Origin of the sequence: Caballeronia temeraria, from assembly GCF_001544795.2 — a bacterium.
Lineage (GTDB): Bacteria > Pseudomonadota > Gammaproteobacteria > Burkholderiales > Burkholderiaceae > Caballeronia > Caballeronia temeraria.
Genome location: NZ_FCOI02000005.1, coordinates 266,961 through 282,958, shown reverse-complemented (window position 1 = coordinate 282,958; position 15,998 = coordinate 266,961). Strand labels below are relative to the sequence as shown.

13 protein-coding genes, 1 tRNA gene and 1 other annotated feature are annotated in these 15,998 nt (G+C 59.6%); of the genes, 6 read left to right on the top strand and 8 right to left on the bottom strand.

Annotation, left to right across the window (positions count from 1 at the left end; all coding sequences use genetic code 11):
* The first annotated feature begins 402 nt into the window (after positions 1-402).
* On the top strand, positions 403-2,460 hold the full coding sequence (gene rpoD / locus AWB76_RS10575; RefSeq protein WP_074171318.1) for an RNA polymerase sigma factor RpoD: 2,058 nt from the start codon (positions 403-405) through the stop codon (positions 2,458-2,460).
* 118 nt (positions 2,461-2,578) lie between these two features.
* A tRNA-Ile gene (locus AWB76_RS10570) sits at positions 2,579-2,655 on the top strand.
* A 504-nt stretch (positions 2,656-3,159) separates the two neighbouring features.
* Here the strand turns inward: AWB76_RS10570 and AWB76_RS39035 are convergent.
* Positions 3,160-4,719, bottom strand: coding sequence for a tetratricopeptide repeat-containing glycosyltransferase family protein (locus AWB76_RS39035; protein ID WP_082864404.1), 1,560 nt, complete (start codon positions 4,717-4,719; stop codon positions 3,160-3,162).
* A gap of 450 nt (positions 4,720-5,169) precedes the next feature.
* Between AWB76_RS39035 and AWB76_RS10550 the strand changes: the two genes are divergently transcribed.
* Together AWB76_RS10550 and AWB76_RS10545 are read left to right on the top strand one after the other, a co-directional pair.
* A protein-coding gene (locus AWB76_RS10550; protein WP_096031283.1) for an IS3 family transposase occupies positions 5,170-6,407 on the top strand; the annotation gives its coding sequence in 2 pieces (ribosomal slippage) (positions 5,170-5,461 and positions 5,461-6,407; 1,239 coding nt in all).
* Positions 5,451-5,567, top strand: a sequence feature (AL1L pseudoknot). Its footprint overlaps the gene before it by 117 nt.
* A gap of 295 nt (positions 6,408-6,702) precedes the next feature.
* The gene (locus tag AWB76_RS10545) at positions 6,703-8,250 is read left to right on the top strand and encodes an acyl-CoA synthetase (RefSeq protein ID WP_061160082.1); all 1,548 of its coding nucleotides are present in this window, start codon (positions 6,703-6,705) and stop codon (positions 8,248-8,250) included.
* 182 nt (positions 8,251-8,432) lie between these two features.
* Here AWB76_RS10545 and AWB76_RS10540 read toward each other — a convergent pair whose 3' ends face one another.
* The 5 genes from AWB76_RS10540 to tssC form a co-directional block, all read right to left on the bottom strand.
* The gene (locus AWB76_RS10540; RefSeq protein WP_061160081.1) at positions 8,433-8,708 is read right to left on the bottom strand and encodes a PAAR domain-containing protein; all 276 of its coding nucleotides are present in this window, start codon (positions 8,706-8,708) and stop codon (positions 8,433-8,435) included.
* A gap of 28 nt (positions 8,709-8,736) precedes the next feature.
* Positions 8,737-9,171, bottom strand: a complete 435-nt coding sequence (gene tssE / locus AWB76_RS10535) for a type VI secretion system baseplate subunit TssE (protein WP_061160080.1) — start codon at positions 9,169-9,171, stop codon at positions 8,737-8,739.
* Between the two features lie 48 nt (positions 9,172-9,219).
* Positions 9,220-9,891 carry a DotU family type IV/VI secretion system protein gene (locus tag AWB76_RS10530; protein ID WP_341845285.1) on the bottom strand — a complete coding sequence of 224 codons (672 nt, stop codon included), beginning with the start codon at positions 9,889-9,891 and terminating at the stop codon, positions 9,220-9,222.
* Positions 9,888-11,234, bottom strand: coding sequence for a type VI secretion system baseplate subunit TssK (gene tssK, locus AWB76_RS10525; protein WP_074171316.1), 1,347 nt, complete (start codon positions 11,232-11,234; stop codon positions 9,888-9,890). Before tssK ends, AWB76_RS10530 begins: the two co-directional genes overlap by 4 nt.
* 67 nt (positions 11,235-11,301) lie before the next feature.
* On the bottom strand, positions 11,302-12,591 hold the full coding sequence (gene tssC, locus AWB76_RS10520) for a type VI secretion system contractile sheath large subunit (RefSeq protein ID WP_096031277.1): 1,290 nt from the start codon (positions 12,589-12,591) through the stop codon (positions 11,302-11,304).
* 403 nt (positions 12,592-12,994) lie between these two features.
* Here tssC and AWB76_RS10515 point away from each other — a divergent pair, with 403 nt between their 5' ends.
* Both AWB76_RS10515 and bamE read left to right on the top strand, forming a co-directional pair.
* Complete coding sequence (locus tag AWB76_RS10515; RefSeq protein WP_061160078.1) at positions 12,995-14,239, top strand: type VI secretion system Vgr family protein; 1,245 nt, start codon at positions 12,995-12,997, stop codon at positions 14,237-14,239.
* A 162-nt stretch (positions 14,240-14,401) separates the two neighbouring features.
* Positions 14,402-14,944 carry an outer membrane protein assembly factor BamE domain-containing protein gene (bamE, locus tag AWB76_RS10510; protein WP_061160077.1) on the top strand — a complete coding sequence of 181 codons (543 nt, stop codon included), beginning with the start codon at positions 14,402-14,404 and terminating at the stop codon, positions 14,942-14,944.
* 138 nt (positions 14,945-15,082) lie between these two features.
* Here bamE and AWB76_RS42670 read toward each other — a convergent pair whose 3' ends face one another.
* Both AWB76_RS42670 and AWB76_RS10505 read right to left on the bottom strand, forming a co-directional pair.
* A complete protein-coding gene (locus tag AWB76_RS42670) occupies positions 15,083-15,217 on the bottom strand; it encodes a hypothetical protein (RefSeq protein ID WP_279616399.1) in 135 nt (44 codons plus the stop codon).
* 290 nt (positions 15,218-15,507) lie between these two features.
* Positions 15,508-15,942: a hypothetical protein gene (locus AWB76_RS10505; RefSeq protein WP_244173296.1), complete on the bottom strand. Its 435-nt coding sequence runs from the start codon at positions 15,940-15,942 to the stop codon at positions 15,508-15,510.
* Positions 15,943-15,998: the final 56 nt, after the last annotated feature.

Genomic DNA, 15,998 nt, shown 5'->3' with positions numbered 1-15,998 from the left:
ATTGCTTTTTGTCAACTGTTTGCGGGGCTTTCGACGGTTTTTGACGGGACAAAGACGGCCGCTTTCGAACGATTGGCAAAGAGCATTTGACGGTGTTTTGCTGAAGGGATGGAAAGCAGGAAGGCGCTGGCTGAATCGGCTGTCCGGAATGCGGCGCGCTGCGGTCATACGTGGCACACGTCGCATAAATCGCACGAAACGGGCCGATAAGCACGCCGACGTACAGACGGGCGTAAGGGAAGCGGCTGCTAATCGAGGGTAGGGCGAGGAGACGATTCACACTCGTTCGAACCGCGATGGCGCCCCGGGCAGGGCACGCAGGACGAAGCAGCGTGCGCGTATTGGGTATTCACGGTTCCATCGGCTGTTGTCCAGCAGCCGCGAGTCGAGACTAAAGCCGGTATGGCGAACTCCATGACGAAAAAGCTGAACGATGTATCCGTCGAAGACGACGCAATGCAAAACGCAGAGTCTGGCGCCGCTCCCGCGGCGAAGGTCGAAAAGGCCAAGGCTCGCGATCGCCGCGCGAAGGAGAAGGCGCTGCTGAAGGACGCGTTCTCGTCGAGCGCGCCTGGCACCGTCGAAGAGCTCGAGGAGCGGCGCGGCAAGCTGCGCGCGCTCATCAAGCTCGGCAAGGAGCGCGGCTTCCTCACCTACGGCGAAATCAACGATCACCTTCCGGACAACTTCACGGAAACCGAGGCGATCGAAGGCATCATCAGCACGTTCAATGACATGGGCGTGGCGGTGTACGAACAAGCGCCCGACGCCGAGACGCTGCTCCTCAACGACAACGCACCGAACGCCTCTTCCGACGACGAAGTCGAGGAAGAAGCCGAAGTCGCCCTGTCCACCGTCGATTCCGAATTCGGCCGCACGACCGATCCCGTTCGCATGTACATGCGCGAGATGGGCACCGTCGAGTTGCTGACGCGCGAAGGCGAAATCGAGATCGCGAAGCGTATCGAGGACGGCCTCAAGCACATGGTCATGGCCATCTCCGCATGCCCGACGACTATCGCCGACATCCTCGCGATGGCCGAGCGCGTGCAGAACGAGGAAGTGCGCGTCGATGAACTCGTCGATGGCCTGATCGATCCGAACGCGCAGGACACCGATGGCTTCTCCGAGCAGGAAGCGGAAGCGATCGAATCGGAAGTAGAAGAGACCGAGGCAGAGGGCGAGGAGGAAGAGGAAGAAGAGGACGACGGCAGCGCGCAAGCCAGCGCCAACGCCGCGCAACTCGAAGCCCTCAAGCTCCAGTCGCTCGAGAAATTTGCGCTCATCAGCGAGTGGTTCGACAAGATGCGCCGCGCCTACGAGAAGGAAGGCTACAAGTCGAAGGCGTATCTGAAGGCGCAGGAAGCGATTCAGACCGAGTTGATGAACATCCGCTTCACCGCGCGCACCGTCGAGCGTCTGTGCGACACGCTGCGCGCGCAAGTGGACGAAGTGCGTCAGGTCGAGCGGCAGATTCTGCATACGGTCGTCGACAAGTGCGGCATGCCGCGCGCCGAGTTCATCACGCGCTTCCCGGGCAGCGAGACGGATCTGGAATGGTCCGACAAGGTCGTCGCCGAGGGTCACGAGTACAGCGCGGTGCTGGAGCGCAATATCCCGGCGATTCGTGAGCAGCAGCAGCGTCTTTTGGACTTGCAGGCGCGCGTCGTATTGCCGCTGAAGGATTTGAAGGAAACCAACCGTCAGATGGCGGCGGGCGAGTTGAAGGCGCGTCAGGCGAAGCGCGAGATGACGGAGGCGAATCTGCGTCTCGTGATTTCCATCGCCAAGAAGTACACGAACCGTGGCCTGCAGTTCCTCGATCTGATCCAGGAAGGCAACATCGGCCTGATGAAGGCGGTGGACAAGTTCGAATATCGTCGCGGCTACAAGTTCTCGACTTACGCGACGTGGTGGATTCGTCAGGCGATCACACGTTCGATTGCGGATCAGGCGCGCACGATCCGCATTCCGGTTCACATGATCGAGACGATCAACAAGATGAACCGCATTTCGCGGCAGATCCTGCAGGAGACCGGCCTCGAGCCAGATCCCGCGACGCTGGCCGAGAAGATGGAAATGCCGGAGGACAAGATCCGCAAGATCATGAAGATCGCGAAGGAGCCGATCTCCATGGAAACGCCGATCGGCGACGACGACGATTCCCATCTGGGCGATTTCATCGAAGACACGAACACGGTGGCGCCGTCCGATGCCGCGCTGCATGCCTCGATGCGCGATGTCGTGAAGGACGTGCTCGATTCGCTGACGCCGCGTGAGGCGAAGGTGCTGCGCATGCGGTTTGGCATCGAGATGAGCACGGATCACACGCTGGAGGAGGTCGGCAAGCAGTTCGACGTGACGCGTGAACGGATTCGCCAGATCGAGGCGAAGGCACTGCGCAAGCTGCGGCATCCGAGCCGGTCCGACAAGTTGAAGTCCTTCCTGGAAGGCAATTGATGCTTGTTTTGAGAGGCGTTGTGAGGCAAACTCGCTACCCTTCGTAGTCGCCTCGCGCAATGTTCGGAAGTAACAGAAAGCGCCGCCCGGCGCTTTCTTTTTGCCCTTTCCCGGGATAGGGCCGGAAGCTTAATTGGTATAAGCTGTCGACTCATAATCGACCGATAGTGGGTTCGAGTCCCACCCGGCCCACCAGAACTTAGTTATAAATATCAAAGGGTTAATGCCCGAGCGTCCCTGACAGGGAGCTTTCGCGGGCGATATGCGTCACGTGGCCTACTAATGGTTTCTGGCTGTTGCCACAACCGCCTGCGTTTGCGCTGCGCGCTCCCTCGAATTTCGTGTGCCGCCTAGTGGGCGAGCGTGTCGCCGGTCCCGCTGCGGCGACCAGGATGGTCATCATCGCGGGTCTGCGGAGCCGAACCTGCCGATGGAGATTCAGGCAGCGGCGGTGCGCTGAGTGCTATGAAAGCGCGTACGATTATTTCCATTGAAACAATCTAAGGCGCTCATAAATCAACAAGGGGCCGGTGAGGTACAGAGTTACGTATCGCTCGCTAAAATAACCAGCTTAGGTGGTTGGTAAAAGGTGGGTCGCATCCTCGCCTGCCTTTCATATTTGCCGTGCACATGAACTGCTGATGCGATGCTCACCGAGCGTCAACGGTTTTCGGACTTCGTACTCCTTTGGGCCTTCGCCTAATAGTCGGAGCCTTTCCGAAAATCGTGGCAATGCAACTCCTTCAAAACTCGCCCGAACACCTCATTCCAGTTTCCGCGTTCCTTTTGCGTGAAAATGCGCATAGTCGGGTACCACGGGCTGTCGTCGCGGTTGCGCAACCATCGCCAGCAACCGCCAAAGCGGTTCAGGAGCCACACTGGCTTGCCCATCGCAGCCGCCAGATGAGCGACGGATGTATCCACCGAAATGACGAGATCGAGACCGGAGATGAGCGCGGCCGTGTCGGCAAAGGCGTTCATTTCGTCCATCCAGTCGATTACCTTTGCGCGTTGATCAGGCCCGAGTCGCTTTTCTTCGGTCTCCGGCTTTTGCAAGCTCACCCAGCATGCATGGGGCCAATTGATGAGCGGACCCAAGTGTTTGGGGGAAATGCTTCTCCATTGATCGACGCCCAGACCCGCGTGGCCGCCCGCCCATGCGATTCCTATGCGCGGTAATGACGAGCTTTCTAGCTTATTCAAGCGGGAAGCAAAACTCTGTGCGGCGTATGGTTCTGCCGACAGGTAGGACATCGTCGCTGGGATGGTTTGCAGATCGGTTTCAAACACCACGGGCATCGACATGAGAGGGATGTATTGGTCCCAATTCCAGAAGTCTTGCGGCACGTCGTCGAGCAGAACGAGGTTCGAATGGCGCGTACCCAGAGAATGAACGATCAGTTTCTGTAACGGTTTCGGGCATACGAAACCTACTTCGGCGAATTGTTCTAGCACCATCGGAAGGTAACGGCAGAACTGCAGCGTGTCGCCGAAACCCTGCTCGGCGAGCACGAGCAGATGTTGATCGTTGCAGTCTGAAAACGAGCCTTTCCAACGTCGGATGGGAAGCGCTGGTGGTGACGCCATTTGCCGACCAGGCAACAGCATACCTGCCCATCGATGCTCGAAATGAGGCCAGGCTTCCTTGAACCGGCCTGCGGCCAAGAGGACAAAAGCCAGATTCGAACGGCTTCCAACGAGTTCGGGATTGAATTTCACTGCTTGCTCGTAATGCTCAATCGCTGCGTCAAGGTCATCTTGAAATTCCAGAATATAGCCAAGTTGGTGGTTCGCGATGCCATGCTGAGGCATCAAACTGATCACCTGCCGATATGCTATAGCTGCCTCTTCATAGTTGTGGTCAAACAGCAGAGCGTCTCCCAGGATTTTAGTAAGTTCTAGAACAACCGGTGAATCCTGTTCGGTCGACAACGCAAGTCCTGCACGTGCCGCCACTGCGGCGCGCTCGAATTCTCGACAGGCGATTAGCGCGCCGGACAATGCTGCATAGGGCCTCGGACCGGGGAACGCTTGCGCAACTTCTTCGAAGCACGCTTTTGCTTCGGAATACCGCCCAATGGTCTGCGCGATCGTCCCCTTAAGCAGCAGCGCTTGACATCGTTCCTCGATTCCGGCGCATTGCAGGAGGCAAGCATCTATGTGCACCATAGCTGAATGCCAGGATTCTCTCTGACAGGCCTCGACGAAGCGACTGTAGTGAATTCTGCTATTTTCGTTGAAAAGATTAAAAGCGCTCATACATCGACTATTCGTTGAATCGCCCGGCGAACCGGGGAAAGTTCGTTGGCTTGAAATCACAGCGGCATTTCGGCCGTGTCGCTTTGCTAGCGGTAGTGCAAGGTAAGGTTCGGGGAAGCAAATAGTTCGACGTCAACCTTCTCGGGAGTTATGCCTTCGAGCTGGCCGGATGAAACGTCGCGAAGTATGCCTTATCAGGCATCTGATTCGCCAGACTCGAATGGAGAGGGGTGCTGATCATGCGACTCGTTTCAGTTTGTGACACAACGCAGGGTATGGCCGAAGGATTCGTGCACTTTGAGGGCCTCCACCACTTACCATTTGCAGATCGCGATGATCAACCAGGCATTTCGTGTCGAGCGTCGCAGCCAGAGCGACGTGTTCGGTGACCATGCTCATGAACCGCACCGGATTTTTTGTGGAGGCTCCCACTCTTGGGACAATGGAGCCATGAACAAGAAGGCAACCAAGTTTTCCCCAGAGGTTCGCGAGCGTGCAGTACGTTTAGTGCGCGAGCAGCGTAGCGAACATCCGTCGATGTGGGCAGCGGTCGAGTCGATTGCGCCGATGATCGGCTGTACGCCGCAGACGCTGCACGAATGGATCAAGCGTGATCAGGTTGACCAGGGCGAGCGCGATGGCGTGACCACTGACGAACGCGAACGGCTGAAGGCCCTGGAGCGCGAGGTCAAGGAACTGCGTCGTGCCAACGAGATTCTCAAGGTTGCGAGCGCGTTTTTCGCCCAGGCGGAGCTCGACCGCCGTTTCAAGTCCTGAAGGCGTTCGTCGATCAGCATCGCGACACCTTCGGGGTCGAGCCGATCTGCAAGGTCTTGCGGATCGCCCCGTCGGGCTACCGACGCCATGCGGCACAGCTTCGCGATCCGTCCAGACGCTGCGCCCGCGCGAAACGCGATGAGATTCTGCAACCCGAGGTCAGGCGTGTCTGGCAGGCCAACATGCAGGTCTATGGCGTGCCGAAGGTCTGGAAGCAGATGAACCGCGAGGGCATTGTGGTCGCGCGCTGCACGGTCAGTCGGCTGATGAAGCTGCAAGGTCTGCGTGGTGCGGTTCGCGGCAAGCGGGTTCGCACCACGATCGCCGACAAGAGCGCACCGCGCCCGCTTGACCGGGTCAACCGGCAATTCAAGGCGCAGCGGCCGAATCAGCTCTGGGTGTCGGACTTCACGTACGTTTCGACGTGGCAAGGCAGGCTATACGTGGCGTTCGTGATCGACGTATTCGCCCGCCGTATTGTTGGTTGGCGCGTCAGTTCGTCAATGACCACGGACTTCGTTCTTGATGCGCTTGAACAGGCGTTGTACGCGCGCCAACCAGGCGCCGACGGGAGCTTGATACATCACTCCGATAGGGGGTCTCAATACGTCAGCATTCGCTACAGCGAACGTTTGGCCGAGGCGAGTATCGAGCCGTCCGTCGGCAGCCGTGGGGACAGCTACGATAACGCGCTGGCTGAAACGATCAACGGCCTGTACAAGACGGAACTGATTCATCGGCGCGCCCCATGGAAGACAAGGGAATCTGTCGAACTGGCAACTCTCGAATGGGTCGCCTGGTACAACCATTGTCGGCTCATGGAACCGCTCGGCTATATCCCGCCCGCCGAGGCCGAGGCAAACCACTACAGGCAACTCAGCAATGCCGCTGACGTGCCTGCATTAACTTAAACCAACCGGCCTCCACGATTCCCGGTGCGGTTCAATCCAAGCATACCCACCCTTCATGGGTGGGCTTCGCTCTGTCCTGCCAGCCTACCTTTCGGATGACCACCGCCGTGGGGAATGACGATGTCATCGTGGTTACGTAGTTGCGTGTCAGAGGTGCAGTGTGGCTGCGGGTGGTCGAGGTCGATGCATTCCTCACGCCGGCCATTGTCGGCGGCACTGATCACCGGAAGCGCGGTGGCCGCGCCTTGCGCAGCAATCGATACGATCCGAAACAATCGAACCGGAGAGCGAATTCGTGCACCTCACATCTGGCCTGCAGCGAGCCGTTCAGCAGAAGCCCGATTGCGTGGCAACGATTTTCCGCGGGCGCCGCCGCACGTGGCGTGAGGTGGCGGGCCGTGTAGCGCGGCTCGCCGCGGCGCTTCAGACGCACGGCTTGGCGAAGGGCGATCGCGTCGGCATGCTGGCGCAGAACAGTGACCGCTACCTCGAATACGTGCTCGGTACCTGGTGGGCCGGCGGCGTCGTCAATCCCGTCAACGCGCGCTGGAGCGTGCCGGAGATCGTCTATTCGCTCGACGATTGCGACACGGGTATACTCCTCGTCGACGATGCGCACTGGCATCACGTCCAGCACATAAGAGAACGTGCCCGCCGCGCTCCCGTCGTTATCCATGTCGGTGACGGTCCTGCCCCTGACGGCGTGGATTCTTTCGAAAAGCTGATTGAAGAAAGCCATCCCGTAGACGACGCCGGGCGAGGTGGAAACGATCTCGCGTCCATCATGTACACCGGCGGCACCACGGGCTTGTCGAAGGGCGTGATGCAAACGCATCTGAACCTTTGGTCGAGCGCGATGCAGCGGCTTGCAAGCGCTCCCGCTCTGCCGGGTGTCGCCACGTTGCAGGTAGCGCCGCTCTTTCACATGGCCGGGCTTGGTCGCGCGATCATCCAATGGATCGCGGGTGAATCGCGAGTCATTCTTCCCGCATTCGACGCCGGTGAAGTGTTGCGGGCGATCCGCGAGGAGAGCATCGGCGAACTTCAGCTTGTACCTACGATGATCGAGGCGGTGCTCGCCCATCCCGATGCATCCAGTACCAGCTTCGCAAGTGTGAAGCGACTCACGTATGGCGCGTCGCCCATTTCGGCGGCACTGCTCGAAAGGGTGATCGCGAATCTGCCCGGTGTCGAGCTCATCAACTCGTATGGTCTTACTGAGGCGTGCTCCAATGTCTGCGCCAGCGTGCCGGGCGACCACGACGAGGCCGGACGGCGCAGCGGGCTCTACCGTTCGGTGGGTCCGTGTGGCCCCGCAGTGCTCGTGAAGATCGTGGACGAGGCGGGGCGCGAAGTGCCGCGTGGCACGGTGGGCGAAATCATCGTGCGCGGACCGAATATCACGCCCGGCTACTGGAATAAGCCAGAGGAGACGGCGAAGGCGTTGCGCAACGGATGGCTGCACACCGGAGACGGCGCGTACATGAACGAAGCGGGCTACCTGTTCATTGTGGATCGCTTGAAGGACATGATCGTTTCCGGCGGCGAAAACGTCTACTCGGCGGAAGTCGAGAACGCCATCGCACAGCATCCGGCCGTTGCAGCGTGCGCCGTCATCGGCGTGCCGCACGAAAAGTGGGGCGAGGCCGTGCATGCCGTGGTCGTGCCGAAGCCGGGTATGACGATGGGCGCGGACGAGATCCGTGAGCATTGCCGCCAGTTCATCGCCGGATACAAGTGCCCTAAGAGCGTTGAGTTTCGGACCGAACTGCCGCTCTCCGCGGCTGGCAAGGTGCTCAAGCGCGAACTTCGTGCGGAGCGTCTCTCCGGTTGTTGGCGGTGAGCGATTTGCTAACCGAATAATCTTAACCTCGTCCAACCCTGTATTAAGCGAGGTCCCGACGCAGGACTCGCTATGATGCCAGGCATCGGGCCTATCAGTGCGGCAGGCGCCTGAAGTGCTGCACACTGCGCTTCGGCACTGAGGGCTATCGTGGCGCTTCTTTCGCGGCAGGACAAGTTTGCCTATTCGTCGAATATCTCCGAGCGGGCAATGACTCGATTGGCGCCGCGCGGACAGTCGCACATTACGATATCGCCGTCCACCACGCCTCGCGTGCCGCCGAATCCCCAGTTCGACGCGCTGCCCAGGATCGCTCCGTTCTTGCCGCAACGCGGACAGGATGCGAGCCCCATGTGCCGTGCGACCGGTGTTCCATTATGAAGCATCGAATCGTCGCCGTGCAGCACGCGGCCGCCGGTGGTGGTCAGATTTCCCTTCAAGGCCATCATCTTCGCCATACCGCTTCCCTTCTATGTGTGAACTCACTCAGTACTGATCCGGCGCCTGCTGCAGCATCCTCAATCGCGTCCGGCCATCCGGCGTGAAGTCCGTGCCAAAGCGCACGAGTCCCTCACGCTTGAGATGACACGCCATCGTGAAACTGAGCAGCATGCCCGGCTCCGGCTGGTTGATCTCGATGTCGATCGACCTCAAGCGTGGTTCGTATTCCAGTAGCGTCGCCTCAATTTCGGTTTTCAACTTGTGCGCGGACGCCGGCAGATGCCGATAAATCTCCGACAGATCGTCCAGCCCATAGTCCGGCAGATGCGCGAGCGCCTTGCGACGGCTGTTGAGAATGCGCTGGATGTTGTCGCGAACCGAATAGAAGGTCTGCTCTTCGGGCGAGTGGTCGGTGATCGCCGTGCCATCGGCGAAGTGTCCGGTGATCCGTTCGAAGAGGCCCGGTCCTGCGCGCGTCATCGATCTGCCTCGCGGAATGTCAGAAATTTCGTCATAGTTGCGCTCGTGTCAACGCGTCATGTGAGCAACCGATGCATCCAGCCACCCGTTGATTCCAAACCAGGCCAGCCCAACCGCCGTACAGGCGAGCACAACGCCCGCGAGCGGAGAAATCCGCTGCGTCCACGGGCGCGCGATCGGCGCTTTGGCGACGACGGAGAGATCGTCTTCTTCAGCAGGGATTCGCACGATGCCAAGCCGTGCATCGATGTCTTGTCTGAGCCGGGCTTTCGCCTCACCGCCTTCGAGCGCGAGCTGTCCGGTAAAGCCTAGATCCAGCACCGCGCCGAAGATCGCGAGCAATGGACGCACCGGCCTCGGGTCTCGCAGCCGCTCCCGGATGCGCCGCACGAGTTCCTCGCCGGCATCGTTGGTGTTGAATTCATCCAGTTGCAGCGGCCGGCGTTCCCAGTCGTCGCGTTCGTCACCTTTGAAACGCTTTAGCGCCGCTTCGTCAAGCAGTGCACATTGGGCGTACAGGGCGTCCTCGATTACGTCCGGCGGATATCCCTTTGCGTTGAGCTCCGAAGTCAGCGCCACGATGTGCGCTTTGCAGGTCGCTTTCAGATCGGCAGCGGACGTTTCTGTACTGTGGTCCGCAAAGTCGGCAACCGTGAGCGCAGTGTCGCGCAAAGCCACCGGCAGCAGATCGTCGTCGATATTTGATGTCACGCTTTTCACGTCGGAAGCACCGCATAGAGTTCGAGCGAGACGTCCGGAATCGACGCCGGTACGTAGAACTGGCAAGCGCGCGCACCGATCATGCGTTTGAACGCCGGGTGCGAGGCGTCGAGCGCGAAGTACTGGTTCTCGATGCGCACCGGAATGGCCGCCGGCAGCCGCGACATCGGCTTGATCGGAATGCCGGAGAGCGCCGAGTTGACGATCTGTTCGACATCATCCGGCGCGCCCGCCTTGCACAGACGCGGGAACTGTTCGATGAGCGCATGTGCGGGCAGGGCGGCCTGCACCGAGAGGTAGTAGTCTGCATCCTCGACCAGCCGCTCGTCGTTGATCTGGCCGGTCCACACCGTGCCGCGCACGCGTTCGAGCGCGATGGGCACCACGCGCGACGGGATGACCGTATCGAGCAGGTTGCGAATGAGCGACTCCAGTTCCGCGAACACGGGTTCAGGCGCGCGATGGTCATAGGGCGGCAGTGCCTGCAGCGTCTCGGTGGTGGAGAAGGTCAGAAGCGACCCCGCCAGACGCGAGAGCAGCGCATAAAGCCGCTCCGGATGCTGATTGGGCGCTTGCACCAGTCGCGCGAGTTCCGGCCACGACGAATTCACGCTGTGCAGCAGCCAGAAGAGCGACACATCGGCGACTGCGTAGTCGGCGATCTGATCCGAACGTTCGCGCCGGCGCACCGCGAGGCTCGCACTTTTCGCGCTCAGAATCTCCGACAGGCGCTTCATGCGGGCGGTCAAAATCGCGTTGGCCGACAGGAACAGGCACGGCGGCACGAACGCCGCATCCAGCTCGAAGCGTCCCTGCGCATTGCGGATGAAGCGCGCAACCGGACACGTCACGTAATCACCGCTCGTCTCGAAATCGAACAGCAGCGCAACAGCGTGACGTTCGACGCTGATTTCTTCCTTACCCTCGCCATGCAAATCGGCCACGTGCAGATACTCGCGCACGAACCGGCGCGGCCGGGCGGGTTTCGCGCCCGGCTCGATGCAGTTGCCGCCTTGTGCATCGATGAGCGCCACCCCTGCGAGCACCGTGACTGCGTCGTATTGCGAGCCAACCTCGGCCAGACTGCGCGCGGCCGGCAGCCAGTCCGACATATCGCTGTCGATAAGCGTGCCGTCGGGCAAGCGCAGCGACAGCTTCGTGAACTGCACGCGGTCGATGCCCAGTGCCTGTGTGTCGATCGACACGTCGATGACGCCCCAGGGATCGGGACTGGCCATCTCGGCGATGCGCGCGTTGGCGAAGTGCTCCCACAGTGCTTGTTGCTGGAAGTGCTGCGGCGTCATGAAGACGCCTTGTGCCCATAGGGGTCTCGTTATTTTCATATCGTTGATGACTGGGTTGTCGTCGAAAAGCGCGCCTCTACACACTCTCGACAGGTGTTGACTGCATTCAATTCTTGGCTTTGGGCATTTGCGAGGTGAGCGCCAGACTGATGTCCATGCCCTCGATCTGGAAATGCGGCACGATGTACAGCTTCATGCGGAAGAAGCCGGGGTTGTCCTCGATGTCCTCGACTTCCACCCGCGCCTCGCGTAGCGGATGCGAGGCTTGCAAGTCGTCGCCGGGCGCGGTCATTTCGGTGACGAGCGTCTTGATCCATGTGTTGAGTTCGAGCTCCAGCAGCCGCCGGTCCTTGGTCGTACCGATGTTCTCGCGCTGGATCATCTTCAGATGATGCGCAATCCGCGAGAGCAGAAAGATGTAAGGCAGACGGGCATTGACGCGGCTGTTGGCGCTGGCCTCCTTGGTGTCGAAGTCTTCGGGCTTCTGGACCGAGTGCGCGGAGTAGAAGCACGCCTCGTCGTGATTCTGATACTGCGATAGCGCAATTAGACCGAGATGAGCGAACTCGAACTCGCGCGTCTCGGGCACGAGTGCATCGGTGCGAATCTTGGCCAGATTGCCTGCGCCAAGCGCATACAGTTGCGTGGGCAAGTCTTCGACGATTCCGCCCGCACGGGGGCCGCGAATCTGGATACACCATCCATTGCGCACGAAACTTCGCACCAGGTTGGTGGCGAAGGCGAACGATGCGTTGGCCCAGAGGTACTGGCTGTGGTCCGAACGCTTTACCGCCTCGGTGTAGTTGAACGCTCGGACTGGCGTGGTATCGGGACTGTAGGGAAGACGCGCCAGAAAGCGCGGCAGCGTGAGCCCAAGGTAACGCGCATCGTCGGTCTTGCGCAGACTGTGCCATCTCAGATACTCGGCCCGCTCGACATAACCGCGCAAGTCGCGTATAGCCACGACCTCTTCCATCGACGCCTTGCCGAAGAACGCCGGCGAGACCGCGCCGATAAACGGCATGTGGGCGGCCGCTGCTACCTTGGAGATGTCACGCAGGAGCGCCATGTCCTGCGGGCTGCGGTCGAATGCGTAGTCCGAGATCAGCGCAGCGATCGGCTGGCCGCCCGGGGTGTCGTATTCCTCGGTGTAGGTGTGCCGGAACAGACCGCTTTGAACGATATCGGGTGCGTCTTCGAAATCGCGTCGCAGGGTTTCTTTATCGACATCGAGTATCTCGATGCGCACGTTCCTCCGGAAGTCCGTGTGGTCGACAAGAAACTTGAGCCCCCGCCAGGCCGATTCGAGCCGCTGGAAGTCGGGGTGATGCAGGATCGCATCGAGCTGATGACCGATCCGTTCATCGACGCTCGCGATCTCGATGTCCACGCGCATTCGGTCGGGACGCCCGGATGGACGATGTGGCCTGGAGGTGGGTCGATCGGGCGCGTCAATGGTCGTCGCCGTTGTGGCGTATCGAAGGTCGGACGAGATATGGGTCACGGTGCTTGCTTATTTTTGAGGCGCGTGTCAGGCGAGCGGCGACCTGCTGCGTGCCGAAGCTTCGGCTTTAGTGTTTCGATAAGGCCGCAACGTATAGCATGCTAAGGCGCGAGACGCCATCTTCAATAATAAAAAGATAAGGAATGCGGATAAATAAATATGGCTTAGGACTTTTCTCCTAACAAAAATTCCGTCGATACGGTAGGGTCCGGCCCCTAATGAACGAGTCCTTGCGAAGACTTATCTTCGCTTGCCTTTCGATGAAAGTCGATAGTAGTGCGGAAGAAGGAGGTCGATGACCATGCCCGGCGTAGTGGACGCAGTAGAGCGGATGACAAGTCTAGTGACAGGTCGTCAATCGCAACACCTCGAGGTACCGGGTGCCGACAGCGCGGCGCTTTTGTCGGTGTCGGCGCATCGCGTCGTGGAGAAGATGGGAGAGCCGGTCGTTCTGACGGTCCTCGTCTCGCACCCTCATGCGGTCTCCCGTCGCGACTACCTGAATCAGGAGGCGAGCTTTTCGCTGACGTCAGATGACGGCAGCACGCGGAAGTGGTCCGGGTTTATCTCCTCATTCTCGAAAATCAAGACGACGAATGACTTCGTGAGTTATGAGATTGTCATAAAATCTCACCTCGCACGCCTTCAGGGCATTCGCGACACCAAGATCTATCAGCACAAGACGATCCCTCAAATCCTCGAGGCGATCCTGGTTCGTCATCAGCTAAAGCCTCATCAGTACATTTTCCGGCTGCGGGGCAAATATCCGCAGACGCTGTTCCGGTTTCAGTACGCACAGGACGACCTGGCGTATCTGCAGATGTTGATGGCCAAGTGGGGCATCTATCTGTATGTGGAAGAAACCCAGTACGGCGATCGGATCGTCTTCGCGGATGACATAGATCACTACATCTACGACCCAGAGCGCATCGTTCCTTATCGCGAAAATGCGGGCCTGGAGGCGGCGATTGAGTCGGTGTATGAACTGGCGTGCCGGGCGCACGTCGTGCCGCAAGGGATAGTGGTCGCGGACTACAATCCGGACAAGGCTTGGGAGCGTTTCAAAGCAGAAGAAAACATCGCGCCGCAAGACCCGACTACCTACGGCAAGCCGTATTTTTACGGCACAGCTCATCTGGACCAGGAGGAGGCCCAGCGCAAGGCGCAGCTGTATCACGAGGAAGCGATCTGCTGGCAGGTTGTCTTCGAAGGCCAGAGCAACGTGCAGGAGCTTCGGTGCGGACGCGTTTTTTACACGGATAGCGCGTTGCCGGATGCGGAAGATGGCTTGGTCGTTATCGAAGTCACGCACAGTGGTGCGCGGGACACGGACCCGGTGAAGATCAGCGTGCAAGGAAATCTGCTGGCGATGGAAGGCGCGAATCCGAAGCCGGTGAAGCGTGACGCACCTCAGCAGTCTGTGCCGGCTTCCGGCGCGGCTGTAGCGTCGGCGGCTTCGAGCGTCTCGAATGCGGCCGCCGCGAGCAATGTCGCGGCGCGGAATGTCAACACTTCAAGCACCGGCGTGCCCACGAGGTAACTAAGGCCGACCCACAATAAGCGCAACTGACGCCGTGGGCATCGCGACAGAACTTCACGAACGGCACCTCAAGCGCAGCATAATCACGCAATCGTTGATAGACCCTTGCCGAATGACCGCGTTGTTTGCGCTTCATCGGCAATACCATCCCTGACCATAGAAATGAGCTCGAGCCGAAAGATTTTGTTGAATGTGTTCGCCGTGTGTGCGTCGAGCGTGGTGCTTCTTGGCTGCGACGAGCAGAAAGTTGCTGATGCCGTGAATGCCATCAAGCCCGACACAATGGGCTTTGACAAGCTGCAAGCTGGCGTCTCGACCGTCGATGACGCGCGACGCAAGGTTGGCAAACCCGAAATCGTCTGGCAGAACGATGACGGATCACAGCGACTTGAATATCCCCGCAGCCCATACGGCACCAAAACCTACATGCTCGATTTCGATGCGAACGGCACGCTGGTTTCAATTACCCAAGCGCTCACCGCCGAGAATTTCGCGAAAGTGACACCGGGCATGAGTCAGGACGACGTGCGTCGTTTGCTTGGCAAGCCCACCTCTGTCGCGCAGTATGCGTTGAGCCATGAAACAGTCTGGAGCTGGCATTGGGCTGAGGGTGGCGCGCAGGCGGACGGCATGTTCAACGCTCACTTCTCGCCTGATGGCACGGTCGTCCGGACGTCGAGATCGGACGCCTCGAATCAGCCTTGATGAGCGTCGTCAGGCGGCTCGCGATAAGCTGACCATCGTGCAAATACCGGTGCACCGTGGTACTCATCGTGCAGCGTGCGTGGAGCATGACGTGCGTTCGTCCGGTGCGGCGACGTTCTACAGTCACGCGCGTATCGATTAGTGAAACAGCGAAGTGAACAATCGCACCAGTGTCTCGATCATCGTCGTCGGGACCGCTTCCTGGAGCGGATTGCCCGGCAGATCAGCATGGCGAGACAGGGCGGCGGCATCGATCAGAATGAAGAGACTCATGACGTTCTCACATTCGGTTGTGTTTCGGACAGGACTAATTTTGAGATGGAGTCGGGTTGTTCTCCATCGGACCTGTCTCAAAACTGCGCGTGTGATAGTTCATGCCTTGATCCCGTCCAAAAGACGTGCCGGCGATGGCGGCCCTGCCGGACTTGAACCGTATGCCGCGCGTCACCGGTATGCTTACCGGTGACGCATAAGCGGCGCGGAGGCTCGACTGCTTCGACTGGCTATGTAGCGCCCAGCAATTCAACGAAATCATCGCCATAGCGCGATTTGCCGGACATAGCTCATTCGGCCGTGGCGGAACTCGCTGCATCGGTCTGAGCCGTCGGCGCGGACGCCTCGTTCGGCGGTGCCTCTTCTTTGATCTGATACGAGGGATCGCGCACCCAACGGCCCAGATCCTTGCTGATCACGATAGCCGTGCGATCGAGAATCGAACAGCTTCCTTTGAACGCGCCCCACACACCGCCGACCGACCAGCGATTGATCTTGGCGTGGCGGGCGACTTTGCCATTCTCGATCAGGTCCGCAGAGACTGTCGTGGCCTTGGGGCCAGTCCACGCGCCGCCGCCGATGCCCAGTACGTGAGTGATCTGCAATCTGAGAATCTTCGCATCGCCCGCGTCGGTCTGCGATGCGATGGTGCCATCGCCGGTCTCCTTTCGCCAATTCAAGCCGTTCCGGGGTATGTCCCCGCGCGGGCCAGTTTCATCGAGCATCTTGCTTGGATGACTTGGTCAAGCCTATTCTAAGAAGTCTCCGAAAAGACAATCAA